The organism is Brevibacterium sp. OS20 (genome assembly GCF_056837565.1).
This window is the reverse complement of record NZ_CM166367.1, coordinates 3,060,107-3,086,438: the sequence shown is the minus strand read 5'-3', so window position 1 is coordinate 3,086,438 and position 26,332 is coordinate 3,060,107. Positions and strand designations below refer to the sequence as shown.

Genomic DNA, 26,332 nt, shown 5'->3' with positions numbered 1-26,332 from the left:
CGAAAAGCGCTGTTCACCCCAGAACCTAGGTCAGCATCGGATAGTCTCGGGCGCCAAAAGTATCCGATGCTGACCCATGTTTGGACCCGAACGTCCGTTGGTGACCTATTCTCGGGGCGCCAGGGGTTGGCCGTCAGCGGGTGCGGCGCAGCTTGCGGTAGGCGCTGACGACGGGGGCCGGAGTGACGGTGCGCAGTTCGGCCCTGATGAGCATCCGCTTCTGCTTGAGCAGTGCCGACCGACGGTTCGGCAGTTGACCGGCCCGTGCTCGGGTGGCCAACAGCCCCAGATCTCGGCGCAGCTGTCCGTCTTGCGCGTGGAAGTAGTTCTCGGTCAGCCATTCCGGGTCAGGGAATCCGATTGATCCGGCGGCGACTTCGGCCAATGTGCCGGTGGCACCGGAGTCTGCGAAGACCTCGTTGAGCAGCTCGGCGTTGAAGCCGAAGTCCGAGACGAGCAGGGTCGGAATGCCCCGATCGATGGATTCGAGGGCCGCAGTCGAGGACACCGTGACCAAGGCCGAGCCGTCGGTGAGGAAATCGCTGAGAGGACCATACCCGAGCTCGATGCGGTTCGCTCCAGGCACTCTGCGGGCGCGGAAGTCGTCGAGGATCTCGAAGTAGGAGTGCTGTTCGTGATGGGTTTCGAACTCACCGGGACGCGACCGCATCTTGATGACCGCCGTCGAATCCGGGTGCCTGTCGGCGAACTCGGCCAGGGCCGCGATGATCGCCTCACGGTCGGCTCGCTCGGCAGGAACCTTCGCCTGCGGGGCGAAGAGCAGAGTCCGTGGGGCCGCAGGGGCAACGGTTCGTGCGGCACCCGCCGAGGACGGCGCGGTGGCGTCGGATGGTGGGGTCGCCTCGGCGAGGGATTCCGCTGGTGCCGCGAGCTGCGGAATGCTTTCCGAACGCAGCATCGGCAGGCGCGCCAACAGAACTTCGCAGGGCACCTGCGATCGTGCGCTCGCCTCGGTGTAAGCGGCAACCTCGGCGGAGGAATGGGCGATGAACGCATCCATCAGACGGCGATAATTCATCCCCTTGCCGCTGGCAGGCAGACCCATTCCGGGCAGCCCCGAGATCAGGGCCGGACGGTCCGTGCGGGTGTGCGCGGTGAGGAAGACCTGGGCGACGATCGGGCCGGTGGCGGCGCCGAGGACGATATCGGGGGAGTGATCGGCGATGACCTGCGCGAGGTCGGCCCGCGCGATGACGGGGACCTCTCGGTGTTCCCAGTCGGTGCCGGCGACGGCGCTGGCGATCTGCTCATCTGTCGGCAGAATCGGATTGTCGACGAGGAACACGCGTCCCTCCACGTCGGGCAGGGACGATAGCAGCTGGGTCGCCCACTTGAGATAGGACTCACTGTCGGAAATCGAGAGGATGCGGATGGGCGCAAGCCCGGCCGATCGCCGAGGCGGCAGCACAGGACCGTCCGGGAAGTTCGACTGCGACGACTGACCGTCCGCGCGGGTGCGTTCGGTCAGGTGTGAGGGCCGAGGCGGTGCGTCGGAGAGCGACGGCGGCATGATCGGCCCGCTGTAGTGGGGATCGCCTGGTTCAGGAATCGTCATCTGCCTTGACTGACTGGGCGTTGAGGGACTTTCGCAGACTATCGGGTGAGGCGCCGGTCCACCACTTCGCGGGGATCTCGGTGACATCGATGGTCACATCCGGATTGAGTACGGCCAGGGACACCGCTGCCGTCGACGGCAGGCTGCGGATCGTCGAATCCGGCGGCAGGTTGATCAGACGCAGCTCGATGGGCAGGCCGAGATGTTTGATCCTGACGCGCTCGTCCTGGGCGAGATCGGCGAGGAACTCCTCCGTCTCACGCCGATGCGGGTAATAGGTGATCGATCCGTGAGTGTCGATGATGTCATCGACCCACGCCCGGTAGGCGAAGGCATCGATGAGCCCGTCGGCGGCCAGGGACGAACCGATGACCGGGTTGTCCCGCGGGTGGCTGCCGCCGGTGGGCAGAGTCTGCAGGTGTTCGAACCGGTGGCGAGTGATCTCACCGCCTGATTTGAGGAAAGCCTTGCGCAGCGGCTTCGCCACCGGCAGCGCCGTGTGCCAGCGCAGCTTGCCCACAGTGGCGAGGTGGCGAAGCCGGTCGGCGACGTGAGCGGCCATGACCGTGCGCGAAGCTTTGAGCTTCTGCCGGGGACGGACGAGGGGACCGCGCTTGGCGGTGAGGATCTCGATCGCAGAGTACGTGGCCAGACCGTCATCGAGAATGACGACCTCCGGCAGACGACGTTCCAGGTATGCCAGCGCCAAGGCTCTGTGCACCTGACCGGAGCAGGCATCGCCGAGGTAGATCCGATCGAAGGTGTTCTTGCGCAGAAGTCCCGGTTTGGCCCCGTCTCGTTCGAGACGGACGTTCTTCGGCAACCAGGCCGGATCGAAAGCATCGAGGAAGGACGTCATGCCTTTCGCGCTTGCCCGGGCCCGAATGAGCAGATCCTCCGTCGGCTCATGTGATTCGAGCGCGGAGAGGAACTGCAGTGGGGATTCGACGAAGGCGACGGCGCTCCGGCGCTTCTTCTTCGGTGTCACCGCTGTTGGATCCGTTTCATGATGCGTTGTTGTTTTCTTGCCACGGCTTTGATCACGAGCGTTCCCGATCGTTTGATCATCCGCTTCGGAGCAAACGCCTTCGACGTGCTGCCCGGCAGAGCGAGCGCGGTGAGGCGTCGGCGTTTGAAATAGCGACTGAATCGGTCAGCTGACTCGCCGCGGCCTGTGCTGACCTCGAAGACCTCTGTGAGGAAGTCTGTTGCCGCGTCACGCAGATCGTGCGACAGCGTCGGTGCCATGCAGTAAGAGACGGCTGCGAGCAGACGCCCCAGCTGCGGATGGGCGTCGGTCTTGTCCGGGGCGCTGCCGTCGCAGATCTCGGAGATGATCGTCAATGGGATGCGATTGCTGTTCTGATAAGGAGCGATGGCTTCGAGCAGCAGATCCGTACCCACAGCCAGGGCAGGTACCTGATAGATCTGGCGAGCAGTCATCAGTGCGGTGGAGAACCCGCCGACGATGAGGTCGGGAGCCAGACGATCGATGATGACCTCGGCCATGACGGGCAGGTCGAAAAGCTGCAGAGTGATCCCGAGTCTCTGTGCCGCCTCGAACAGTGGTCCTGTCTGCGAGGGAGGAGCGGCCGGGTGCGGTTTGAACACGACGACTTCCATTCCGCGCGCAGCGGCGGCCTCGATTATGTCGATGTGCAGCTGCGTCTCTTCCTCAGAAGTGATGAGTCCGAGCGCCGACAGATACTGGCCGACGACCAGTGCCCACGGACGATTGCTCGACGGCGCGGCGCTGAGAACCCCTCCCAGCTCGTCCTCCAGCGCTTCGGCCGAATGCTCGCCGAGCTCGCGCACCACACCGGTGAACGACTCGACACCCAGTGGGCGGTGGACGATTCCGAACTCGCGGAGCAGCTTCGGCGAGATTCCCGGCACCAGTGGCAAGTAATGCAGCACGGACATCCGCTGACCGTTCGTCAGCGGAATCTGATTGCGGGTCGGGCCGAAGCTCATCAGTCCGTCGGCATGTACCCTGATCGTCGCGCGGGAGAACACTCGGCTAAGCGCAATGGCCGGGTTGACCTGGGGTGATTCGATTACGAGTTCGATCTCGTCGGTATCGTCCAACCCCCACCGGCCACGCAGATACGATTCCACGACCGGCAGATCCGTATGATCGGGCCGCCATGACGAAGGATGGACGTGCAGAGGCGCGAGCGCCTCATTGAGGTTGACGACCCGATCGAACCGGGCGATCAACGAGGCGGCTCCCGGCGAATCGACGAAGGATTCCGAGAGCTCCATGACCACGGCGTTGTTGCTGACCAGAAGGATCCGTTCGGTCGGAGCCGGGGTGTCCTCGGGCGCGAATCCATCGGTTCCCATCAGCGCCGGAGCCGCCGGCCGGTCGTAGTCACCGCCATCGATTCCTGCCGCCAAGCAGACGAGTTCGAACAGGGTCGAGGCCAGAAAGATCTGTTTCACTTCACCATCTCCAGCATTAACGAAGGTGCGTCATTGAGGTAGCTGCTGACGTTGAGCTGTCGTCCCTGTTTCTGCAGAACGAATTCCTCACGCAGATACTCTGGCGGAATCTTCGCCGAAATCGTTCGTGCACCCCTTCGCAACTGGTTTCGCAGGGACGCCGGCGACGCTGCGAAACGATTGATCTGATGGTCGAGGATTGCCAACCAGTTGCGGATCGCCTTCGGCCACAGTCGGTCGGCGTCCGGCTCGGCAGCGACGAGATCGAAGATCTGTCCGAATGCGCGGATGAAATCCAGCTGTCGAATGTCGACGATACGCGACAGAGAACCCGCCGTCCCTCTTCGATAGAGAATCCCTGGAGCATCGACGACCGCGAAGGACTCGGCCTGCAGGTGCAGTCGCCAGATCCAGGACCGGTCTTCGGCAGTCATGAAGTTCTCGGGGAAATGGAGGATCCCCTGTTCGAGCACTCGCCGGTGGAAGATGCCGGCCCAGGCGAACGGATAGTCGACCATCGTCGATTCGTAGACGGGCAGGATCCCCACCTTGGGATCCAATGGCACGTCTCGGACCGACATCGGCGCGAGTTTGCGCACCCGCTTGGTCCCCTCGACCGTCGTATGGTCACAGCGGATGAAATCGACTCCGAGCCTATGGGCTGCAGCAAGCATCGAGGACAGATGCCCCGGGGCCAACCAGTCGTCCCCATCGAGGAAGATGATGTGCTCTCCCCGGGCAGATGCCAGGCCCTTGTTTCGGGCATTGGCAAGTCCCGTCGCCTCCGGGTTGGTGAGGACCTCGAAATGAGGGAACCAAGTGCTGAACTCATCGAGCAGCTCCGGCGTCTCATCACTTGATCCGTCATTGACGAAGATCAGCTGAGTGCGGTCCCAGACGGGGCCCTGCTGCCTCAGCGAACGGAACAGCGTGCTCAGGTAGGGGGCACCATCTTTTGCGGGAATGATGATGCTCAGGTCGAAATCGGTCACGGGCCTTCTCCGAAGATTGCGGTCATGGGTTGGTCCACCAGAAGATCAGTGGATCGGACATGGAAGAGCCACCTCGGCGCAGAAAATCCTCGCCGAGGTGGCTCAGCTGATTGCTCAGGCCGTGACCTTGCGCAGGGAATCGATCTTCGATTCCTCGCCCGGCATGACGCGCTTGACTCCGTCGCCGAACGCGGTTTCGAGGACGCGGACGCCCTTGACGAGGGAGGCGAATTCGCGCGGTTCCATCGATGCGGACTGGTCGGAGCCCCACATGGAGGAGTCGAGGGTGATGTGGCGTTCGATGGTCACAGCACCCAGTGCGGCTGCGGCGAACGAGATCTCGAGGCCGAGCTCGTGGCCGGAGTAGCCGACGGGAACACCGTAGCGTTCGCGCATGGCCGGGATGGCCTTGAGGTTGACCTCTTCGGGCGGCAGCGGGTAGGTCGAGGTGGCGTGCATGAGCACGAGCTTGTCGCGGTCGAAGACCTCGACAGCCTTGTCCAGAGTCTCCCAATCGGACATGCCCGAGGAGCACAGGACGGGCTTGCCGGTGGCGGCGATCGCGCGCAGCAGCTCGAAGTCCGTCAGCGAGGCCGAGGCCACCTTGTAGGTGAGCGCATCGAATTCGTTCTCGAGGAAGTCGACGGAGTCGGTGTCCCATGGGGACGCGAACCACTGGAGTCCGACTTCCTTGGCGTAGCGGTCGATCTCGGAGTATTCGTCGATGCCGAACTCGACGCGGTGCTTGTAGTCGATGTAGGTCATCTCGCCCCACGGGGTCGAGCGCATCTTCGACTTCTGGTGTTCGGGAACGGCCACCTCGGGGTTGCGCTTCTGGAACTTCACTGCCTGCGCACCGGCGGTGACGGCGACATCCATGAGCTGCTTGGCGATGTCGACGTCGCCGTTGTGGTTGATGCCGATCTCACCGATCATGTACACGGGCTGGTTCGGGCCGACGAGGTGCTCTCCGATGGCCACGGGGGCGAGTTGATCAGTCATGAAACCTGCTTTCGGTTGGCACGCGAAATCTCCGCGCGGTTGGTGAACTGCGGCTGGTGCCGCGGGACGGATGGTTGCTGGTCGGGGAAGGCGGACGCGTGGCCGGACAGGGCCGCCGACTGGTGGCCGGCCGGGCGTCCTGACTGGTGCCCTGCCAAGGTCGATGGGTGTCCGGTGGGCGACCGCAGTGAGGTCAGGGTCGGATTCGGCAGGGGTTCGGCCGCCTCGGCGGGGATGGGAATGAGGTCGCAGACCTCACGCACCGCACCCCGTCCGCCTGGCCGATCGAGGATGACGCGGGCGGCGGCGAGGACGCGCGGGTGGGCGTCGGCGACGGCGATGGGCCAGCCGACGACGTCGAAGGCCTCGAGGTCGTTGATGTCGTTGCCGACGTAGGCGACGCGGGCCGGGTCGAGGTCGTTGGCGGTGATCCATGCGTCGAGGATGCTGGCCTTGTTGTCGATGCCCTGGGCAACGTCGACGCGCAGCTTCTCCGCACGGCGGGTGACGACGGGGTTGCGTTCCTTCGACAGGATCATCACGGGCACGCCGGACTTCACGAGTCGGGAGATGCCCATGCCGTCGCCGCGGTGGACGCGGACCTGTTCGTTTCCGTCCTCGTCGACGTAGGCGCCGTCGTCGGTGTGGACGCCGTCGAAGTCGGTGACGAGGGCGTCGACGTCGATGACCTGCGCGGTCTCCTGCGTCGAGGCGATGGCGCGGACGAGGGTGAGGTCGGACATGTCGTCGATCTCGCGGGCGTGCTCGGGCGGGACCTCTTCGATGCCGATGCGGCCGAAGAAGCGGTGCTCGTGCTCGATGAGGCCGGAGGTGCGCATGACGTAGAACGCGCCGGTTTCGTTGAAGTGCTTGGCGCGGTCCTGGCGGCGCGGCCGGAAGCTGGCTTCGTGCCCGACGGCCACGGCCTGGGTGTCGTCGTCGAGGCGCCACAGGAAGGAATGGTCTTCAACGGCGGAGAAGACGACATCGGCGTCGTCGTCACGGACCGTGCGCACCGCGTTCTCGATCGAGGCGGAGTCGATGAAGGGGGAGGTGCACTGCATGAACACGGTGATGTCGAAGTCCTCATCGAGGGTCGACAGTGTGTGGATGAGAGCGGATTCGCTGGTGGCGGTGTCGCCGGCTATCTCGGCGGGGCGGTGGGCCACCTCGGCGCCGGCGCGCAGGGCTTCGGCTGCGATTCCGTCGTGGTCGGTCGAGACGATCACGCGGTCGATGCTGGGGCTGGCCTGGGCGGCATTGATGGCGCGGGCAAGCAGGGAGATTCCGGCGACCTTCTGCAGGTTCTTCAGCGGGATGCCCTTGGATCCTCCGCGCGCGGGGATGATCGCGACGGTGCGGTGGGGAGTGGGGGAGGTGGTGCTGGTTGATGCGGTGGTGCTTTCTGCCGCCTGGTTCGCGGCCACGGTGGTGCGCGCATCCGGCTTCATTTCCGACTGAAACTCGGTTGCGTTGGGCTCGTAGGTCGTCGATTGGTCATTCACAATGATTCGACGCTAACGACGGGGTGTTACCTCAAGGTGAACACGCCATGTCGCCGAGGCGACCCTTCGATGGCGAACCCGTGACGGATGTGCCGGTGGGCCGCGGGCGGGGCCGTGCGGCGACGTTCAAGCCGGCCCCTGTGCCCGCGCGCGGTGGGTGCTGAGTGGGCAGAGCCGGTGGGAGCCTCATCGACTCTTGGGTAGGCCCGTGAATCGGTTCATCGACTTTTGGACGAATAATCCGGTTCGAACATGAGTATCTGATCAAAAGTCGATGACGAATGGGACAAAAGTCGATGACGCGCGGCCCGAAGCGGCCGGTGGGGTGATTCGACGGAGCCAGTGCGGTGCGTGGGTGCACGCCAACGTCAGCCGATCAGCGCCAGGTGATGTTCCACATGCGGTTGTTCCAGGCCGAGAACGGGATGACCTCACCGGTGTAGACGGGCCAGAAGTAGGCGAAGGCGAGGATCGCTGCGACGAGGATGAGCCCGACGCTCAGTCGCCTGGCGAACAGCGCCGCGGAGATCCGCGTGAAACGCTGCTTCGTCGACGGCCCTGGCGACGCTAGCCCACGAACCGGAACCCGACCCCAGACGAGGGTCAGACAGTACGTCACGGCCAGCACGACGAAGGGCACCATGACGATGGTGTAGAAGGTGAAGATCGTCCGCTCCTGGTAAGCGAACCATGGCAGCCAGGTCGCTGCCAGCCCGGCGAGGATGACGGCGGGGCGGACGTCCCGGCGGATGATCCACACGTTGAGGCAGACGAGCACAGCCAAAGCGGCCAAGCCCCAGATCACAGGGTTGCCCACCGAGGTGATCGCCGAGGAGCACTTCGCGACCGTGCACCCCATATCGCCCCGGTCGTAGGACTCGTAGTAGAACGACGTCGGCCGCCACTGCACGATCCAACCCCACGGGTTCGACATGTACGGATGCTCCGAGTCCAGCCCGACATGGAACGAGTACGCCGTGTAGTGATAGTGCGCCAGCGACGGCAGCCAATCCAACCACTCCGGCAACGCACGCCACCAGCCGAAATTCTCCGCTGCCCACTGTCGGTCCCACGCGTCATCCGAACGGATCCACCCGGTCCAGCACGCCACATAGGTCACGAGCGCGATCGGCACGAGCTTGAAGAACGAGGGAATGCTGTCGCGGATGAACATGCCCAGCCACGGATGCACGACCCCGGCCCGATACCGCGAATGCACATCCCACAGGACGAGCAGAATCCCGAACGCCGCCAGCGCATACAGACCCGACCATTTCACCCCCGTAGCCAGGCCGAGACTGATCCCCGCAGCGAAGATCCACGGACGCGCGCCGAGGCGGGGCCCGAAGTTGATCACGTCCCTGGACTTCGTCCGATGCCGACGTCGGGCTTCCGCGGTGGGCGGGGCCGCCTCGGGGAGTGAGGCGGTGGAGATGATCGACTCGCTGAGTTCGGTCGGGAAGGTTCGGGGGACCTCCTCGGGGTCGGATGAGGAGGAAGCGGCCGCCTCGGCGAGGGGTTCTGGATTCTGCAGTGTGCGGGACGGAACGGAGCTGTCGATCTCCGCGGTGCGCTGGGTCCAAGCGGCCAGACGCTTCGTCACCTGCTCGCGGTCGAGGAGGATGAAGAAGAAGGCGAGGAGGACGAAGGCCATGAGCACGATGTCGAGCAGGCTCGTGCGGGAGTGGACGAAGTGCTCGCCGTCGACGGCGAGCAGGCCGGCGGCGACGCAGGCGAAGAACGCCGAGCGGAAGAGCGTCCAGGCGATGACGCCGAGGAGGAAGATCGTCAGGGTGCCGATGATCGCCACGGTGAAGCGCCAGCCGAACGAATCGTCGGCGCCGAAGAGGTCGATGCCCCACCCGATGAGCCATTTGCCCAGCGGCGGGTGGACGACGTATTCGGGGGTGGGCTCGATGACGCTGGGATCGCCGGCGTTGAAGGAATCGTCGGCGTTCTCGGGCCAGGAGCGTTCGTAGCCGAAGTTGAAGACCGAATAGCCGTCCTTGACGTAGTAGGTCTCGTCGAAGATCAGGCGGTGTGGGAAGTCGAGGCGGAAGAGTCGCAGGGTCGCACCGATTCCGGTGATGACGAGCAGGGCCGGCCACATCCACAGCGGTGCTCGGGTGGCCCACATGCCGGCGTGGAAGGTTTCGCGGCGCATCGCAGCGGCGCCGGAACGCACCTTTTCGCGTTTCCTCGCCAGGCGCTCGCGGGCGATGCGCCTGGTGGGTGCCGGGGAGTCTGCGGTGTGTGTCATCGGAGTCCAGTTTAGAGATCTCGGCGGGCAGGGCTCTCATGCGACCCGCAGGGAAGGGCGGGGCATTGGGAGCGATCGGGCCGACGAGGTGGGGTCGAAGGGGAGTGTCGGGCGGGCGTAGGTCGGGGAGTGAGGGTGTGCCGGGTGGGGCCGACGAGGTGGGGGAGTGAGGGCGTGCCGGGTGTGGCTGGCGTAGGTCGGGAGGGGGAGACCGGCATGAGGTTCGGCACCTTGAGCAGGATTCTTGGGCATTCGCCACCGTGCATCACTAGAGTAGTGGGAGACAGCCGGAGTCAGAGCGAATGGTGCACAACGTGTCGAACAACCCCAACTACCGCCCGAGCGACCCTCCCCAGGTCGGCTCGCAGCAGTTCAACAACAACTATGGGTCCCAGCCGCAGTACGGTCAGGGACAGTCGGGCCAGTACGGATCCGGTGCCGGACAGTATGGGTCCGGTGCGGGACAGTATTCGCAGGGACAGCCGTATGGGCAGCAGAACTCCTATGGACAGTCCGGCGCCTACGGTCAGCAGAACGCGTACGGACAGTCAGGCGGATACAGCCAGCCAGGTGCGTACAGCCAGCCGAACGCCTACGATGCCTACAGCCAGTCGGGCGCGTACAGCCAGCCGATGACCTACGGCGCGCAGCCGGTCTTCGTCCGGCCCGCACCCAACAAGATGGCCGTGTGGTCGATGTGGATGGGCATCGCCGGTATCGGCGGCGGATTCGTCTGCGGCCTGCTGTCGATGATCCCGGTCATCGGCATCATCTTCAGCATCATCGCGATGTTCCTGTGGATCGCACCGGTGCTCGCCGTCATCTTCGGCCACATCGGCCTCGGCCAGATCAAGCGCACAGGCGAAGAAGGCCGCGGACAGGCGATCGCCGGACTCATCATCGGCTACGTGACCATCGCCCTGGGACTCATCATGGCAGTCGTCATGATCGGCATCCTGGGCATCGGCTTCTTGGGCATGATGAGCAGCTACTGAGCAGCCCCGCGTGACCTCGGCGCTGCCCGGGGTGACTTCGGCGCCGCCCCGCGTGACCTCGGCGCTGCTCCGGATGACTTCGGACGGGTGCCGAGGTCACGCTCGATTCGTACGGTCGGGCCGCTCTGCACGACCCTGAAAACGCCTGCCCGCAGCGTTGCGTGCGCCCCAAGGCCACGCGGGTACGGGACGGTCGGGCCGCCTCGGCGAGGGGAACCTGCAACCTGTGGTGCAGGACTGCAACACGATTCGGCCGCCGCGCTCGCTGCACGTAGGTAGCGTTGATGACAGATATCGGGACACCCGTCGAGGACGGCCCCGAGCAGATTCAAAGATCAACGACAGCCAGCGGAACGGAACGGACATGAACACTCGCGTACTGCCTCTCGGGAACACCTACACCGGATCGAAGGGTTCGGTCCACGCCCCCGTCGCAGTCCACACGCCCGCACCGGTTCATACTCTGGCCCACCCTCATGCCCTGGTCCAGGCCCCCGTGACGTACGGAAACCGAGCACCGGTCGTCGTCTACCAGCAGGTGGCGCCGACGAATTCCTCGTCGATCGTCGCGCTGGTGCTCGGCCTCATCTCGTTCATCTCATCGTTTTTCTTCCTCGGCTTCGTCGGCATCATCTTCGGACACATCGCCCGTTCGCAGATCAAGGCCCGCGGAGAGCGCGGCAACGGAATGGCCGTGGCTGGACTGTGGCTGAGCTACCTGAGCGTGCTCTTCTGGGTCGTGTTCTGGCTGTTCTACTTCGGCGTCATCGCGCTCGTCATCGGCGCCTCGATCGCCGCTGGAAACGCAACCGTCAGCTGAGGCTCGGGATTCCGGGAAGCCCACCCCGGCAAACGACCTGGCGCACGGCCTCAACGTCCGACACACGCGCCCGCCCCGGCATCACATCGCAAGGTGCCCACCCCGCCAACTGTGATTGACCTGTAACCGCCCCGCCTTTTGCCGCCACCGACGACTCTGTACCGTTGAAGGCAACCACAAGGAGACTTCGCTATGAGCAGCCAGAACAACTGGAACAACCCGGACATGTACTATCAGCAGCCCCAATCGAACGCGGGCGGCTCGTACGGTGCCCAGTCGTACAGTCAGAACAGCGCCTACGCGGCCAATGCGCAGTACGCCGGCGGACCCGGCTACGTGTACCAGCAGCTGCCACCGACGAACGTGCTGGCCATCGTCGGCATGTGCGCCTCGATCTTCGGCGTCATCTCGTCCGTCTTCATCGGCGGCATCGCCGGCATCATCATGGGCCACATCGCCCGCAAGCAGATCCGCGAACGCGGAGAACGCGGCGACGGTATGGCCATCGCGGCCCTGTGGGTCGGCTACATCGGCACCATCCTCTGGATCCTCTTCTGGGTCCTCTACGTCGGGGTATTCGTCCTCATCTTCGGCGCGGCAATGGTCGGCGCGGGTTCGACCAGTTGAGTTCAGACTCCTTCGCGTCCTCCGACCAGGGCGTCGATGCGGATCGTGGAATCGGTGACGACGACAACTCCACCGAGGCGGCCGTCCACGGAGCCGACGACAACTCCACCGAGGCGGCCGGCCACAGAGCCGACGACAGCCCCACCGAGGCGGTGCCGTCCGACGACATCGACCTGACCGATGACGCGGGGCCACGTATCGGTCCGAACCTCACCGGCGGTCGACTGATCCTGGTCGGGACTCCGATCGGCAACCTCGGCGATGCGAGCCCGCGGATGCGGGAGGCCATCGAAACTGCCGATGTCATCGCCGCCGAGGACACGCGGCGGTTCCTGTCGCTCGCGCAGCGACTCAACCTCACGCACACGAAGCGTGTCATCAGCGTCTTCGACCACAACGAGGGCCACCGCGCTCCCGAACTCGTCGATATCATCGCCGCTGGTGAGACCGTTGTTCTGCTCTCCGACGCGGGGATGCCCGCCGTCTCCGACCCCGGCTACCGTGTGGTCAAGGCCTGCGCCGAGGCGGGACTTCCGATCACGTCGACACCGGGGCCGTCCGCGGTGCTCATGGCGCTCGCGGTCTCGGGACTGCCGAGCGACCGGTTCAGCTTCGAAGGGTTCCTGCCGCGCAAGTCCGGGCAGCGCAAGACCCTGCTGACCGAACTCAAGGCCGAGAAGCGCACGATGGTCTTCTTCGAAAGCCCACACCGCATCGCCGATGCGATGGACGACTTCGCCGAGATCATCGGCGTCGACCGGCCCATGGCCATCAGCCGCGAGCTGACTAAGACCTACGAGGAGACTCTGCGCGGAACCGTCGGTTCACTGCGCGATCAGGCCGCCGAGGGTCTGCGAGGGGAACTGACCCTCGTGCTCGCCGGTGCCACCGAGGTCGAAACGGCTCCGGAGGACCACCTCGGCGAGGTCAGCGCACTGGTCGACTCCGGTTCGCGTGCCAAGGACGCGGCCGGGCAGGTGGCGAAGAAGTTCGGCCTGTCCAAGCGCGACGTCTACGAGGCCTGGCTCCACCGCGAGTGACACGACTCGTGCGCAGTGGGCTGTGGATAGTCAGTAGCCCAGTTTTGGGTGGATGGCCCATGTCGGGAGGTGGGCTATCTACCTCAAACTGGGCCATCAGCGCGGTTGAGATACTCCCCAAGCGAGCCTGGTGCGAAAGGCACGATCCGCTGTGAAGCCGGTCGACGACTCGACTCGAGCGCTGAGGCTTGTTGATTGACTCCTTACTGAGACGCTGTCGCCATGTGGACCCCGGAGTTGATTCCACAGCAACAGGTTTGAGCATTGCTGAATCAACGCGGATTTCTGCAGTGTGCCGGCATGAAGAACAACGTCGTGTATTTCACGGACCTTCGCAATGCTGGAGCCTCAACGGCAGACATCCGCAGCGCTTTGGGCTGCTGTCTGCGAAAGCTCTCTCGTGGAGTCTATACAGTCGTCAGACGTTGTGAAGTCCGTGCCCACCGATACCTCTCTCCCTTCGCCACGGACTCGGCTTGGATGACGTATCACGAGGAAGGACGCGACAAAGAGCGGTCCCAGCAACGCAGATACGAGGCGAATCTGAAGCGTCTGCAAGTCCTCCACTATCCCCACTACCGCGCAGGAGACATCGTGTTCGGGGTCTCGGCGGCCCGGCTGCACAGAATCGGTATGTTCGATGAGCCGGACGAACCAGTGTCGGTGTTCCACCCCATATCAAGCACCAAGTCACCCGAGCTGATCAGGCGACGCAGAACAATCGCAGCTGATGACGTCTGCCAGGCGGAAGGGCTTCGCGTCACTACTCCGGCTCGAACTGCCTTGGATCTGCGGGCCGAACTCGGCAGCGCTGCGGCGTTTGCCGCGATGGAGCAGGTGGTCAGATGGCATCTTCTCGGCGACGACGAGGATCTGATCTTCAGGCTCGGGTATCCGGCACATCTGCTGGACGAGGTTCCGGGCGCAGTCGCAGCTCTGTTCGCAGCGCCCATTGACCGCCTGGCACGGGGCGCAAAGGTGGCCGCGAGACTGGTCTCACTCGCATCACCGTTGTCCGAAAGCTATGCGGAGAGCAGAGCCGCCTTCAATCTGCATCTTCTGGGTCTGCACGACTTCGTGCAGCAGGTGAATATTGCCGATGGCAGCCGACTTCTCACGAGACTCGACTTCCTGTTCCGTGACGATAGAGTCGCACTCTACGTCGATGGGACGCAGAAGTACGTTGATGGCGGCTTCGACGTCATGAACAAGGAGAGCCGACAGCACAATCGTCTGCTGGCGATGGGCTATAAGATCGTGCGCTTCAAATTCAATGAAGTTCTGGACCCGAAGACCTTCGGACAGAAGCTCTTCTTACAGGCACCTGAACTACGTCGTCGATGTGGGAAACCGCTGGTTCTGTGAGCTGGTGTCCAGGTGCGAACTGTTTCAGCCCAGTCCGAGGTGAGCCGCCCATCTTCAAACGTGGGCTACTCACCGCAAATTGGGCTATTCGCGAATCCTCGGCAAAAACTCGCTTGGGTCCACCAGCACCAGCCCATGCGCGCCTGCGCGGCGGTGTCCCTTAGACTGAGTTCCCTATGGGTTACTACTTGACGACAGCGATTGCCTACCCCAACGGGGCCATTCACATCGGGCATGCCTATGAGTACATTGCGGCCGACACGATCGCCCGGTTCAAGCGACTGGACAATCACGATGTCTTCTTCTGCACCGGCACGGACGAGCACGGACTGAAGATGCTGCAGGCGGCGAACAAGCTCGGCATCACCCCCAAAGAACTCGCTGACGACAACGCGAAGAACTTCCGCGACACCCAGCTCGCCCTCGGCTCGACCTTCGACCGGTTCATCCGAACCACCGACGAAGACCACTACGCCGCCTCGCAAGCCATCTGGCGCAAGCTCGAAGAGGCCGGCGACATCTACCTCGACACGTACTCCGGCTGGTACTCCGTGCGCGACGAGGCCTTCTACACCGATGACGAGACCGAAGTCGTCGACGGCGTGCGCCTGTCCAAGGAGACCCGCACCGAGGTGACCTGGACGGAAGAGGAGTCCTACTTCTTCCGCCTCTCGAAGTACCAGGACAAGCTGCTCGAGCTGTACAAGAACCACCCCGAGTTCATCGGTCCCGACTCCCGCCGTAACGAGATCGCCTCGTTCGTCGCATCCGGGCTCAAGGACCTCTCCATCTCCCGCACCACCTTCGACTGGGGTGTGCCGGTGCCGGGCAACGACAAGCACGTGATGTACGTGTGGATCGACGCACTGACGAACTACCTCACCGCCGCCGGCTATCCCGATGACCAGGAGCGCCTCAGCAAGTGGTGGCCCGCCGACGTCCACATCATCGGCAAGGACATCATCCGCTTCCACTCGGTCTACTGGCCCGCGTTCCTCATGAGCGCCGGCATCGAACTGCCCAAGCGGGTCCACGCCCACGGCTTCCTCTTCAACTCCGGTGAGAAGATGTCGAAGTCCGTCGGCAACGTCGTCGACCCCCTCGACCTCGTCGATGCCTTCGGCCTGGACACCCTGCGCTTCTTCCTCTTCCGCGAGTTCTCCTACGGCCACGACGGCTCGTATACGAAGGACTCGATCATCACACGGAAGAACTCCGACCTCGCCAACGAGTACGGCAACCTCGCCCAGCGTTCGCTGTCGATGATCCAGAAGAACTGCGACGCCCAGGTGCCGCAGCCGGGTGAGCTCACCGAGGCGGACGAGAAACTCCTCGCCCTCGCCCGGGCCGTGCCCGACACCGCCCGACGCCACGTCGACACCCAGGCCCTCCACCTCTATGTCGAGGCCTGCTGGAAGGTGCTGTCCGAGGCCAACCGCTATTTCTCCGCGCAGGAGCCGTGGAAACTGAAGAAGACCGATCCCGATCGTATGGCCACCGTGCTGTGGGTGACGATCGAGGTCGTGCGCATCATCTCCATCCTCATCCAGCCGGTCATGCCCGATTCCGCGGGCAAGATCCTCGACCTCCTCGGTGTGCCCGCCGGCGTCGGTGAGGCCGGTGCGAAGGTCCTGCCGACCGCCGTCGATTCCGGGTCCGGCGCCGAGGCGATGGGAGCCGTATCCGCGAGCGCGGCCATCGGCGTCGCCGCCGGTGCGGCATACGCTTCGGCCGCCCTGGCGCCGAATGTCGCCGAGGCCGCTGCCGACGGCATCGCCGCCGCCGAGGCGGATCCCCGGTCGTTCGCGGCCGTCGGGTTCCCGATCGAACCGGGCACGCCCCTGCCGAAGCCCGAACCCGTGTTCCCGAAGTTCGTGGAGGAGACCGAATAATGGCCTCGCGCGCCGCCGGAACCTATCCACCGGTGCCCGAACCGCTCGCTCATCCCATCGTCGACTCCCACACTCACCTCGACATCTGCACGGGTGTGCGGCTGCCGCTGGGTGCTGGTGAACCCGAACCCGAGGTGACCCCGAACGCGGACGAAGAGTTCCCGTCGCTGGATTTCTTCCATGACACCGCCTCCGAGGCGGGAGTCCGTCGCATCGTCCAGATCGGCTGCGACCTTCCGGCAGCCCGGTGGACGACTGCGCTCGTGGCTTCCCAGTATTCAGGCACCCCCGCCGAGGCGGCCACGGAGGTGGGATCCCTCGCCGAGGCGGCCGACCCCCGTACTGTGCCCGGCCCTCCTGCCGAGGGACGGACGTGGATGATCGGCGGGGCCGCCCTCCACCCGAACGAAGCCCCGCGGCTGGCCGAGCGCGGCCTGCTCGATGACGCTCTCACCGAGATCGAATCGCTCGTGAGCTCGCATGAGCGCATGCGCGTGGTGGGGGAGACCGGTCTCGACTACTTCCGCACGGCAGAAGAGGGAGTTGCCGAACAGCAGCGCTCCTTCCGAGCTCATATCGAGATCGCCAAGCGCACCGGACGTGCACTGCAGATCCACGATCGGGAGGCACACGCCGATGTGCTGCGCATCCTCAAGGAGGAAGGCGCTCCCGAGGTCACGATCTTCCACTGCTACTCCGGCGACGAGGCGATGGCCCGCGAATGTGCGGCCGAAGGCTATTACATGTCCTTCGCCGGCAACCTCACGTTCAAGAACGCCGACGAGCTGCGGCGGGCCGCGGCGGCCGCTCCACTGGAGCTCCTGCTGACGGAGACCGACGCACCCTTCCTCACCCCGCACCCGCATCGCGGTAAGCCGGGAGGTCCATACCTCACGGCGGTCACGGCGCGGAAACTCGCCGAGGTGCGCGGGATGAGCGAAGAGGATCTGTGCGCGGCCGTGTGGAACAACGCGGAGCGGGCCCTCGGCAGCTGGGACTGAGCCGGGCTCAGCCCTTCGTTCTGTGAGCGAGATAACGGGACGCAGCGCCGCCTCGGCGGGGGAATGTCACGATCGGGAATGCCCCGGAAACACGGGGAACTCCAGGTCAGACACGCCCTCAGGAAACTCACACCGTTACATTTCCGTGATATTTTGCGAACCGTGTAACGAATCGGTTACAGTGAACAGGTCGATAAACTCTGCTCAGGGATATTTTTGTGATTGATTTTCTGAAGAACCGCAAGGTTCAGATCGCTGCACAGGCGGTCGTGATCACCGGACTCGTCGGTGGCACGGGCGCGGTTGTGACCATGAACAAGCCCGTGACCTTGGAGGTCAACGGACAGGCCGAAGAGATCCGAACCTTCGGAGGAACGGTCGGGGACATCCTCGACAGCCACGAAATCGATGTCGACAAGCGCGACCAGGTCAAGCCCGGTGTGGGCACCAAGGTCGACCGTGATATGACGATCACCGTCAACACGGCGAAGAAGGTTGCGCTGTCCGTCGATGGCAAAGAGACGAACGAATGGACCAATGCGAACACCGTGGGTCAGGCTCTGGCCGACCTCGGTGTCGACGCGAAGGGCGCCGACCTCAACGCGAAGGCCAGCCAGCGTCTGAAGGACGAAGGCAATGACATTGAGGTGACCACGTCGAAGGACCTCACCGTCGTCGCCGACGGCAAGGACCACAAGGTCTCGGCCGCTGTGGGCACCGCCAAGGAAGCCCTCAAGGACACGGGCGTCAAGCTCGACAAGGACGACTTCCTGTCCGTGCCGATGTCCGCCGAGGTCTCCGACGGCCAGGTGCTGACCGTCAACCGCGTGAAGAACGACACCGTCAAGGACAAGCAGGCCATCAAGGCCAAGGTCGAGACCAAGAAGTCCGATTCCCTCTACGAGGGTGAGACCAAGGTCGAGACCGAAGGCAAGGACGGCGAGAAGCAGGTCACCTACAAGGTCAAGACGATCAACGGCGAAGAGGTCAAGAAGGAGAAGAAGGACGAGAAGGTCCTCTCCGAACCCAAGACCAAGGTCGTCATCCAGGGCACCAAGAAGAAGGAGGAGCCGGCTGACACCGGCGGTTCCGACTCGGGTGACTCCGGCGATTCCGGTTCGGGCGACTCCGGTGACTCCGGTGACTCGAGCACCGGCGGCGGCTCCGGCAGCGGTTCCATGTCCACCGCCGAGATCAAGGCGATGCTCGGCGGACCCGGTTCCAAGTGGTACTCGGTCGTCGAGTGCGAATCGAACTTCGATCCGAAGGCTTCGAACGGCACCCACTTCGGTCTGTTCCAGTTCCTGCCCTCGACCTGGCAGGCCATGGGCGGCAGCGGCAATCCGTCGGATGCCAGCCCGCAGGAGCAGTTCCAGCGCGCCAAGAAGCTCCAGGCTGAAGCCGGCTGGGGACAGTGGGCCTGCGCCTGATCTGAGATCAGGTTCGCAGTAACCGACTGAGCGCCTGTATAGGCCATGAACTCTGGCCGTCATTGACAACAGATATCGACAACTGAGCTGAGGCGGTCAGCAAGGAGCGTGGGCCCCGAGGAGAGATCCTCGGGGCCCACGCTTTTCGGTGCCCCGCTGCCCCGGCTTCCGGGGCCCAATCTGAACTTTCGCCCAGAGCATGACGAATTGCTGGCACTCAAGTTGACCGAGTGCTAAGAGCGTTCTAGAGTCAGAATTAGCACTAGCACTCATTGAGTGCCAGTTTCATGAGACGGTCGAATCGCTCGGCACCCGCGACGACGAGAGGTTCATGGCATAAGCCGCCGTCTGACTCGATGAAATAGAACCCAGCGAAGGGAGAGGGCCCGATATGTCGGTCTCCATCAAGCCACTCGAAGATCGGATTGTCATCCGTCAGGTCGAAGCAGAACAGACTACCGCCAGTGGTCTGGTCATTCCCGAAACCGCCAAGGAAAAGCCTCAGGAAGGCGAAGTTGTCGCAGTGGGCCCGGGCCGTGTTGCTGACAACGGTAACCGCGTGCCGGTCGACGTCGCCGTCGGCGACAAGGTCATCTACTCCAAGTACGGAGGCACCGAAGTCAAGTACGCAGGCGAAGAGTTCCTCGTGCTCTCGGCTCGCGACGTGCTCGCCGTCATCGGCTGAATCCCCTGAACAACTACTTCACTGACAGGAGGACGAATGCCTAAATCATTGGAATTCAACGACGAAGCCCGTCGTGCACTCGAAAAGGGTGTCAACACCCTGGCCGACACCGTCAAGGTGACGCTGGGACCCAAGGGCCGCAACGTCGTGCTCGACAAGAAGTGGGGCGCCCCCACCATCACGAACGATGGTGTGACCATCGCCCGTGAGGTCGAGGTCGACGATCCTTACGAGAACCTCGGCGCACAGCTGGCCAAGGAAGTCGCCACCAAGACCAACGACATCGCCGGTGACGGAACCACCACCGCGACCGTTCTCGCTCAGGCCTTCGTCAACGAAGGACTGCGCAACGTTGCCGCAGGTGCCGCACCCGGACAGCTCAAGCGCGGCATCGAGACCGCCGTCGAGGCCGTCTCGCAGCAGCTGGGCGCGATCGCCCGCGACGTCGCCGACTCCTCGGAGATCGCACACGTCGCCGGTCTGTCGGCTCAGTCGCCTGAGATCGGCAAGCTCATCGCCGATGCCTTCGACAAGGTGGGCAAGGACGGCGTCATCACGATCGACGAGTCGCAGGCCGCGTCCGTCGAACTCGAGATCACCGAAGGAATGCAGTTCGACAAGGGCTTCCTGTCGCCGCACTTCGTGACCGATGCCGATCGCCAGGAGGCTGTGCTCTCCGACGCTCTCATCCTCATCAACCAGGGCAAGATCTCCAACATCCAGGAGCTCCTGCCCGTCCTCGAGAAGGTGCAGCAGGCAGGCAAGCCGCTGTTCATCATCGCCGAGGACATCGAGGGTGAAGCTCTGTCGACCCTGGTCGTCAATAAGCTGCGCGGAATCATCAACGTCGCCGCCGTCAAGGCTCCCGGCTTCGGTGACCGTCGCAAGGCCATCCTCGAGGACCTCGCCGTCCTCACCGGTGGCCAGGTCGTCACCCCGGACATGGGCATGAAGCTCGACCAGGTCACCCTGGAAGAGCTCGGCAACGCCCGCACCATCACCGTCACCAAGGACAACACCACCATCATCGATGGTGCCGGTGCCGACGATGCTGTTGCCGGTCGTGTCGCTCAGATCCGCGCCGAGGTCGAGAACACCGATTCCGACTGGGACCGCGAGAAGCTGCAGGAGCGCTTGGCCAAGCTCTCCGGCGGAGTCGCCGTCATCAAGGTCGGCGCCGCCACCGAGGTGGAGCTCAAGGAGCGCAAGCACCGCGTCGAAGACGCCGTGTCCGCTACTCGAGCCGCCATCGAAGAGGGAGTCGTCGCCGGCGGTGGATCGGCTCTGATCCACGCTGCGAAGGTCCTCGACGGCAACGACCTCGGTCTGTCCGGTGACGCACTCACCGGTGCCGAGATCGTCAAGCGCGGAGTCGTCCAGCCGCTGCGCTGGATCGCCGCCAACGCGGGCCAGGACGGCTACGTCGTCGTCGCCAAGGTCCAGGACCTCGAGTCCGGCCAGGGCTACAACGCCGCCATCGACGAATACGGCGACCTCATCGGCGCCGGAATCATCGACCCCGTCAAGGTCACCCGTTCGGCGCTGCGCAACGCCGCTTCGATCGCCGCCCTGGTTCTCACCACCGAGACTCTGGTCGTCGAGAAGAAGGACGAGGAGGACGAAGCCTGAGCCATTCGCTCGGACTGAGTCGTCTCTGACCACGACAGTGGCCCGGAACATCACGTTCCGGGCCACTGTCGCATTCATCGGCGTATTCACCCTCACCGAGGCGGCCGCCGCTTATTCAACGCATTCTGAGTGGCTGTATCCGAGCCTGACCTTGGCGTCGGCTTGAACGCGAACGTATTCACCTCGGAGACAGGTGCTGTTCACGAGCGAACCCATCGCTGTCGTTACAGTGATCGGAATATTCGATTGAAGTTCTGCAGTGCATGACGTGAACAAGGGATCCATGAAGAGAATTACGATGATCGGCGACGTAGGCTGGAGCCGGTTCTACCATCTCGGCGATGAGGCCATGACCGAACTGGCCATCGATGCGCTCCGTGCCCGTTCGGACATCGCCATCACACTCATTGCCGGTGAACCTGAGCACGCGAGCGAAATGTACGGTGTCGACGCTGTCAAGCGTATCGGGTTCAAGCGCGACCGACGTCCGAATGCCTCGCGGATGGCGAAAGTTCTCGACTATGTCGGTGGAGATCGGGCAGCGCTCAAGGCAGATGACCCGGCGATTGACGTCATCGGGGCGGTTCGTGAGTCCGATGCTGTCCTCATCGCCGGCGGCGGTAACCTCAACTCGATGTTCGCCCACCACATCTATGAGCGTGCGACCCTGGCGAAGATCGCTCGCGTCCTCGGCAAACCGTATGCGTTGACCAGTCAGACGCTCGGCCCGCTCATCTACGACGAGGATCGGGACATCGTTCACGAACTCCTCTCCGAAGCGGAGTTCGTCGGGACTCGAGAGAGCTACACGACTCACCTCGTCGACGACCTCGGACGAGGTTCGGCCACGGCGCGTCGTCAGGTCGACGACGCGTTCTCATTGACAGCGCGCGACGAGGACCGGTCTGCCGTATCGGATCTGACCGAGCATCCGTTCATCCTGGCGAGCTTCGCCGAGAAGGCCTCGACCCCGATGCTCAGCGATGATGACTATCATGCGCGGTTGGCGGAACTCACACGTCGGCTTGCCGAGGATACCGGCCTGCGGGTGCTGCTTGTGCCGCACGGCGGGGCACTGCCACCAGCGCCGGAGACGAGAGACCAGCTCACTGATATGAAGATCGCTCGGGCCAGCGGGCATGCTGAGGTCGTTCCCACCCGGATGCTCACCGCACGAGAGCTCATCGCCCTGACGGAGCAAGCCCAATTGGTCGTCGGGACCCGGTACCACGCTGCGATTTTCGCTGGAGCCGCGGGCGTCCCGTTCATCTCACTGGCGCCGAACCTCTATTCGTCGATCCGCATGCGTGGAGCTGCTGAGAACGTCGGTATGGAGGACTTCGTGCTGCCGCTCGATTCGGTCGACGACATTGTGGCAACTGGGGTCGGCGCGGTGGAGGACCGAGGCGAGCTCACGAACCGATTGCGTTCGCAGTCGCAGAAGCGCCGCGCCGAGCATAGGGAGTGGTGGGACTTCGTCGTGGCGAAGACGCTGGGCGTCACTCCCGGAGCGGCGGAGTCCGAAGCACCCGGCTTCTTTCACGCCGATGTGATCGACAACCCTTACGTCGACAACATCGGCGTTGTCCGCGAACGTCTCAACGCCGTCCAGAACTATGGGTTGGTGATGGCGCTCAAGGACCGGAAGGCGGCACGGTTGAATGAAGAGGTGCAGGCGGTGAAGTCGCAGCTGCAGCGCGTACGCACCGAACGCGACGAGGCCCGCCGACGTGATGAGCGGCGCGAGGCAGAGCCTGCCGTCCGGGCAGCGCGCCGTGTCGAGAGCGCGAGCCGACAGTCTGCAGACTTCGCCCGCCGCGCATATCGCCGGCTGCGTTCCGCGCGCAGGTAGGCTCAAGGGCCTCGGGCGCGCAGGATTCCACTTTCGACACACCCTGCTCTGAAATGCACACTGAAGAGCCTGGGCAATTCAGAGACAGGTGTACAAAAGGCCTGAAGCCACTGTGACCCAGCCGTTGTTGAGCGCTTTGTGCCGTCTAGGGCGTGCTCGGGCGTGGGGCCGTGTCGTTGGTGTCGGCTTTGTGCACGCGCGCGAGGCCTGGACGAAGGGTGCTCAGGCAGGGCGTGTTCAGGCGCGGTCGCTCTCGAGCTGAGTGCGCAGGCGGACAAGGTCGGCACGAACCATGTCGGCGTCCCGGTCGAACTGGGCGTCGTCGACTCCTGGCAGACGGAACAGAGTGAAGACCACCTCGGCGCCGGTGCCGTTGGCGAGCACCCGCAGGGGATTGTGCACGATCGTGCCGTCGGGGAAGATCACGTCGTGATCGAGGATGCCCAGCTCCGTGTGCGGGCCGAAGCGGACTTCGACCTCGCCCATCGGGGAATCCGTGATCCAGCGGCCGCCCGCCTCGCGGATTCCATTGCTCAGTCCTGCGGCCCAGGCCGGAAGGTTCGCGGGATCGCCGGCGAAGGCCGCCGCCTCGGCGGGTGAGGCGTCGATGGACGTCGATAGGTGGAGCGCTGGATTCGTCATCTCCCAAGTGGACCACATGAGAAGCCGCGCGGCCAGAGAAAGGGAGCGGACCATAGCAGGCGGGACGGCCATCGCAGGCGGGACGGCCATCGCACGCGGGTCGGTACCTCGCACGCGGTCCGGCCCAGAGTGCCCTCCCTCGTGCCGCTCGCAGCAGACCGTACACAGCTCGCTCACACCTACTGGCCAGTCGCTTTTCATGTTTCTTAAGCCCGATCCTCGTTAGTCTGGAAATGACAGCTTGCACCGACGCATGAGGAATCTATGACCACCGGCCCAACGATGCCCATCGCCCGACTTCGCGACGTTTCGAAGGTCTTCGATCCGAAAGGGGCAGCGGTCACGGCTCTCAGCGGGGTCAGCCTCGACATCGCACCGGCCAAACTGACCGCAGTGATGGGGCCCTCGGGCTCGGGGAAATCAACACTTATGCACGTCCTCGCCGGACTCGATCGTCCCACCTCGGGCTCAGTCCACCTCGGCGAACAGGAGATCACGAAGCTGCGCGACGACGACCTCACCGCCCTGCGCCGCCGCCGGATCGGATTCGTCTTCCAAGCGTTCAACCTCGTGCCCACGCTCACCGTCAAAGAGAATATCCGCCTGCCCTTCGAACTCGACGACCGTCGGCCCAATGCCGACGAACGCGCCTGGATCACCACGGTTGTCCACCGCCTGGGGCTGGAAGACCGCCTCAAACACCGACCCAACGAGCTCTCCGGCGGTCAACAGCAGCGCACCGCCATCGCCCGGGCGCTCGCAACCCGCCCCGACATCCTCTTCGCCGACGAACCGACCGGCAACCTCGACGCGAAGTCCGGTCGCGAAGTTATGGTGATCATGGTCGAGGCCGTCCGCGACTTCGGCCAATCCATCGTGCTCGTCACTCACGACCCGATCGTCGCCGCCCACGCCGACCGCGTGATCTTCATCGCCGACGGCACCCCCGTGACGGAACTGAACGACACCATCACCGCCGAAGCGATCGCCTCGACCATGCTCGACATCGACGAACGCGCCGAATCCGCGGTGAGTCGATGAACCCGCTGCGCGAAATTCGAACCAATCCGCGGCAGTTCTTCCCCAGCATCCTCGTCGTCTTCATCGCCGCTCTCTTCGGCACCGCAATCATGCAGGGCATCGCGATCCTGACCGCGTGGCTGTCGTCCGAGAAGATCATCGCCGAGTCCGAGACCGCGCAGAACTTCCTCTCGATGATCGGTGTCACCTTCTTCCTCATCGCTCTCTTCGTCTCCGCGATCGTCATCGCGAACACGTTCTCGATCATCATCGCCGGTCGCAGCCGCCAGCTGGCTCTGCTGCGCCTCATCGGGGCGTCGTCGAAACGGCTGCGCAGGGCCGCCTCGGTGGAGGGCCTGATCATCTCCGTCCCCGCCGCGGTGCTCGCCTTCGCGGCGTCAACCGGGCTGGCGAAAGCGGCCCAGAATTATCTGGGCAGCGCCATCACCGAGGAGGTCGCCCTCCTCACCCCAACCATGGCTGTTCCAGCGCTCGCCACGATCATCGTGACCTGGCTGTCGGCGTACCTGGGCGCGCGCCGCATCACGGGGATCTCACCGATCGAGGCGACCTCGCAGGCGGTGGAGGCCCGGCCCGAGGATGCCCGCGCCTCACTCGGCGGGCTCACCGCCTCGCTGATTCTGCTGTCCATGGGGGTGACGTTCCTCGTCAACTCCGTGATCGGGGCCGCCGATCATCGGATCAGCGTGATCAGCGTGGTGCTCACCGCATTCGGCTCGAGCCTGACCTTCCTCGGCGTCATCATCGGCCATCCGTGGATCCTGCCACCCCTGCAGGCAGCGATCGGCTGGCTGTGCGGACGCACCGCTGTGTCTCGGTTGGCCGCCTCGACGATCGCCCGCCATCCCACCCGGAACGCGCGCACGGTCATCGGTCTCGTCATCGGCATCACGCTCATCGTCATGTTCGCCACCGCCATGACCACCTTCCGTGATCAGCTGCTGCGGTATGCCAGGTCGCTCGGCGAGGAAGGGTGGGGCGGCCTCGAAGACGCGCTGGCCACCGTCATCGACAAGTCGATGCTGTTCGCGTTGGCCCTCATCCTCTTCTCCGTGATCATCGCCGTCATCGGCGTCGCGAACACACTCATGCTCTCCGTGCGTCAGCGCACTCAGGAGATCGGGCTGCTCATGGCGCTCGGCCAGACTCCGAAGCGCGTGCGTCGGATGATCACGGCCGAAGGCCTGCAGCTGAGTCTGACCGCCTGCGCGGTCGCCGTCCCGCTGGGCATCGGCTTCGGCTGGGTCGGCGCGCTGACCCTGCTCTCGCCGCTGCTCGGCCTCTTCGCACCGAGCGTGCCCTGGACGGTCGTCATCGCCGTCATCGTCGGCACCCTCATCGCCGTGTTCGTCGCCAGCCGCGAACCTGCCCGCGCGGCCACATCGATCAGCCCCGTCGAAGCGCTCGAAGCCGTGTGAGGTGCGGGTGCTGCGGATGGCTACCGCCGAGGCGTCCGGCAAGGCCGCGGCGAGCAGCCCAGTTTGAGTTGAGCAGCCCGGTTTCAAACATGGGCTATTCAACTAAGACTGTGTA

General features: G+C 64.2%; 21 protein-coding genes. 13 read left to right on the top strand and 8 right to left on the bottom strand.

Going from position 1 to position 26,332, the window contains the following annotated elements; all coding sequences use genetic code 11:
* Positions 1-133 precede the first annotated feature (133 nt).
* The 7 genes from ACVZTU_RS13805 to ACVZTU_RS13775 all read right to left on the bottom strand — a co-directional run bounded on the left by ACVZTU_RS13805 (position 134) and on the right by ACVZTU_RS13775 (position 9,780).
* Entirely contained in the window at positions 134-1,576 is a 1,443-nt protein-coding gene (locus ACVZTU_RS13805; protein WP_248283931.1) for a DUF6716 putative glycosyltransferase, read from the bottom strand.
* Positions 1,563-2,564 (bottom strand): polysialyltransferase family glycosyltransferase, encoded by a 1,002-nt coding sequence (locus tag ACVZTU_RS13800; protein WP_139468375.1) that lies wholly within the window; start codon positions 2,562-2,564, stop codon positions 1,563-1,565. Before ACVZTU_RS13800 ends, ACVZTU_RS13805 begins: the two co-directional genes overlap by 14 nt.
* Positions 2,561-4,021, bottom strand: a complete 1,461-nt coding sequence (locus tag ACVZTU_RS13795; RefSeq protein ID WP_482400602.1) for a polysialyltransferase family glycosyltransferase — start codon at positions 4,019-4,021, stop codon at positions 2,561-2,563. Before ACVZTU_RS13795 ends, ACVZTU_RS13800 begins: the two co-directional genes overlap by 4 nt.
* Positions 4,018-5,013 (bottom strand): glycosyltransferase family 2 protein, encoded by a 996-nt coding sequence (locus ACVZTU_RS13790; RefSeq protein WP_482400601.1) that lies wholly within the window; start codon positions 5,011-5,013, stop codon positions 4,018-4,020. Before ACVZTU_RS13790 ends, ACVZTU_RS13795 begins: the two co-directional genes overlap by 4 nt.
* Before the next feature lie 114 nt (positions 5,014-5,127).
* The gene (locus tag ACVZTU_RS13785; RefSeq protein ID WP_139908744.1) at positions 5,128-6,015 is read right to left on the bottom strand and encodes an N-acetylneuraminate synthase family protein; all 888 of its coding nucleotides are present in this window, start codon (positions 6,013-6,015) and stop codon (positions 5,128-5,130) included.
* Positions 6,012-7,466, bottom strand: coding sequence for an acylneuraminate cytidylyltransferase (locus ACVZTU_RS13780; RefSeq protein ID WP_248283932.1), 1,455 nt, complete (start codon positions 7,464-7,466; stop codon positions 6,012-6,014). The genes ACVZTU_RS13785 and ACVZTU_RS13780 overlap by 4 nt, the downstream gene beginning before the upstream one ends.
* A 430-nt stretch (positions 7,467-7,896) precedes the next feature.
* Complete coding sequence (locus tag ACVZTU_RS13775) at positions 7,897-9,780, bottom strand: dolichyl-phosphate-mannose--protein mannosyltransferase (RefSeq protein WP_482400600.1); 1,884 nt, start codon at positions 9,778-9,780, stop codon at positions 7,897-7,899.
* 314 nt (positions 9,781-10,094) lie between these two features.
* On the opposite strand from ACVZTU_RS13775, the gene ACVZTU_RS13770 reads away from it, so the two are divergent.
* The 11 genes from ACVZTU_RS13770 (at position 10,095) to ACVZTU_RS13720 (ending at position 23,116) form a co-directional block, all read left to right on the top strand.
* Positions 10,095-10,775, top strand: a complete 681-nt coding sequence (locus ACVZTU_RS13770; RefSeq protein WP_482400599.1) for a DUF4190 domain-containing protein — start codon at positions 10,095-10,097, stop codon at positions 10,773-10,775.
* A 364-nt stretch (positions 10,776-11,139) separates the two neighbouring features.
* Positions 11,140-11,595: a DUF4190 domain-containing protein gene (locus ACVZTU_RS13765; protein ID WP_139908743.1), complete on the top strand. Its 456-nt coding sequence runs from the start codon at positions 11,140-11,142 to the stop codon at positions 11,593-11,595.
* A 192-nt stretch (positions 11,596-11,787) separates the two neighbouring features.
* Positions 11,788-12,222, top strand: a complete 435-nt coding sequence (locus ACVZTU_RS13760) for a DUF4190 domain-containing protein (protein ID WP_139908742.1) — start codon at positions 11,788-11,790, stop codon at positions 12,220-12,222.
* A gap of 167 nt (positions 12,223-12,389) precedes the next feature.
* Positions 12,390-13,262: a 16S rRNA (cytidine(1402)-2'-O)-methyltransferase gene (gene rsmI, locus ACVZTU_RS13755; protein ID WP_219729093.1), complete on the top strand. Its 873-nt coding sequence runs from the start codon at positions 12,390-12,392 to the stop codon at positions 13,260-13,262.
* A 300-nt stretch (positions 13,263-13,562) separates the two neighbouring features.
* A complete protein-coding gene (locus ACVZTU_RS13750; RefSeq protein WP_482400598.1) occupies positions 13,563-14,627 on the top strand; it encodes a hypothetical protein in 1,065 nt (354 codons plus the stop codon).
* A gap of 176 nt (positions 14,628-14,803) precedes the next feature.
* Entirely contained in the window at positions 14,804-16,519 is a 1,716-nt protein-coding gene (gene metG / locus ACVZTU_RS13745; RefSeq protein WP_482400597.1) for a methionine--tRNA ligase, read from the top strand.
* The gene (locus tag ACVZTU_RS13740) at positions 16,519-17,520 is read left to right on the top strand and encodes a TatD family hydrolase (protein WP_139468382.1); all 1,002 of its coding nucleotides are present in this window, start codon (positions 16,519-16,521) and stop codon (positions 17,518-17,520) included. Before metG ends, ACVZTU_RS13740 begins: the two co-directional genes overlap by 1 nt.
* 218 nt (positions 17,521-17,738) lie before the next feature.
* Complete coding sequence (locus ACVZTU_RS13735) at positions 17,739-18,950, top strand: resuscitation-promoting factor (protein ID WP_139468383.1); 1,212 nt, start codon at positions 17,739-17,741, stop codon at positions 18,948-18,950.
* Between the two features lie 391 nt (positions 18,951-19,341).
* Entirely contained in the window at positions 19,342-19,635 is a 294-nt protein-coding gene (groES, locus tag ACVZTU_RS13730; protein WP_039209993.1) for a co-chaperone GroES, read from the top strand.
* A gap of 36 nt (positions 19,636-19,671) precedes the next feature.
* The gene (groL, locus tag ACVZTU_RS13725) at positions 19,672-21,264 is read left to right on the top strand and encodes a chaperonin GroEL (protein ID WP_139468384.1); all 1,593 of its coding nucleotides are present in this window, start codon (positions 19,672-19,674) and stop codon (positions 21,262-21,264) included.
* Between the two features lie 283 nt (positions 21,265-21,547).
* On the top strand, positions 21,548-23,116 hold the full coding sequence (locus ACVZTU_RS13720) for a polysaccharide pyruvyl transferase family protein (RefSeq protein WP_139468385.1): 1,569 nt from the start codon (positions 21,548-21,550) through the stop codon (positions 23,114-23,116).
* 237 nt (positions 23,117-23,353) lie between these two features.
* On the opposite strand, the gene ACVZTU_RS13715 is transcribed toward ACVZTU_RS13720, so the two are convergent.
* Positions 23,354-23,758: an SRPBCC family protein gene (locus ACVZTU_RS13715; RefSeq protein ID WP_482400596.1), complete on the bottom strand. Its 405-nt coding sequence runs from the start codon at positions 23,756-23,758 to the stop codon at positions 23,354-23,356.
* Positions 23,759-24,022: 264 nt separating this feature from the next.
* Here ACVZTU_RS13715 and ACVZTU_RS13710 point away from each other — a divergent pair, with 264 nt between their 5' ends.
* Both ACVZTU_RS13710 and ACVZTU_RS13705 read left to right on the top strand, forming a co-directional pair.
* Entirely contained in the window at positions 24,023-24,799 is a 777-nt protein-coding gene (locus ACVZTU_RS13710; RefSeq protein ID WP_181272444.1) for an ABC transporter ATP-binding protein, read from the top strand.
* Complete coding sequence (locus tag ACVZTU_RS13705) at positions 24,796-26,217, top strand: FtsX-like permease family protein (protein WP_139468388.1); 1,422 nt, start codon at positions 24,796-24,798, stop codon at positions 26,215-26,217. Before ACVZTU_RS13710 ends, ACVZTU_RS13705 begins: the two co-directional genes overlap by 4 nt.
* The last annotated feature ends 115 nt before the right edge of the window (positions 26,218-26,332 follow it).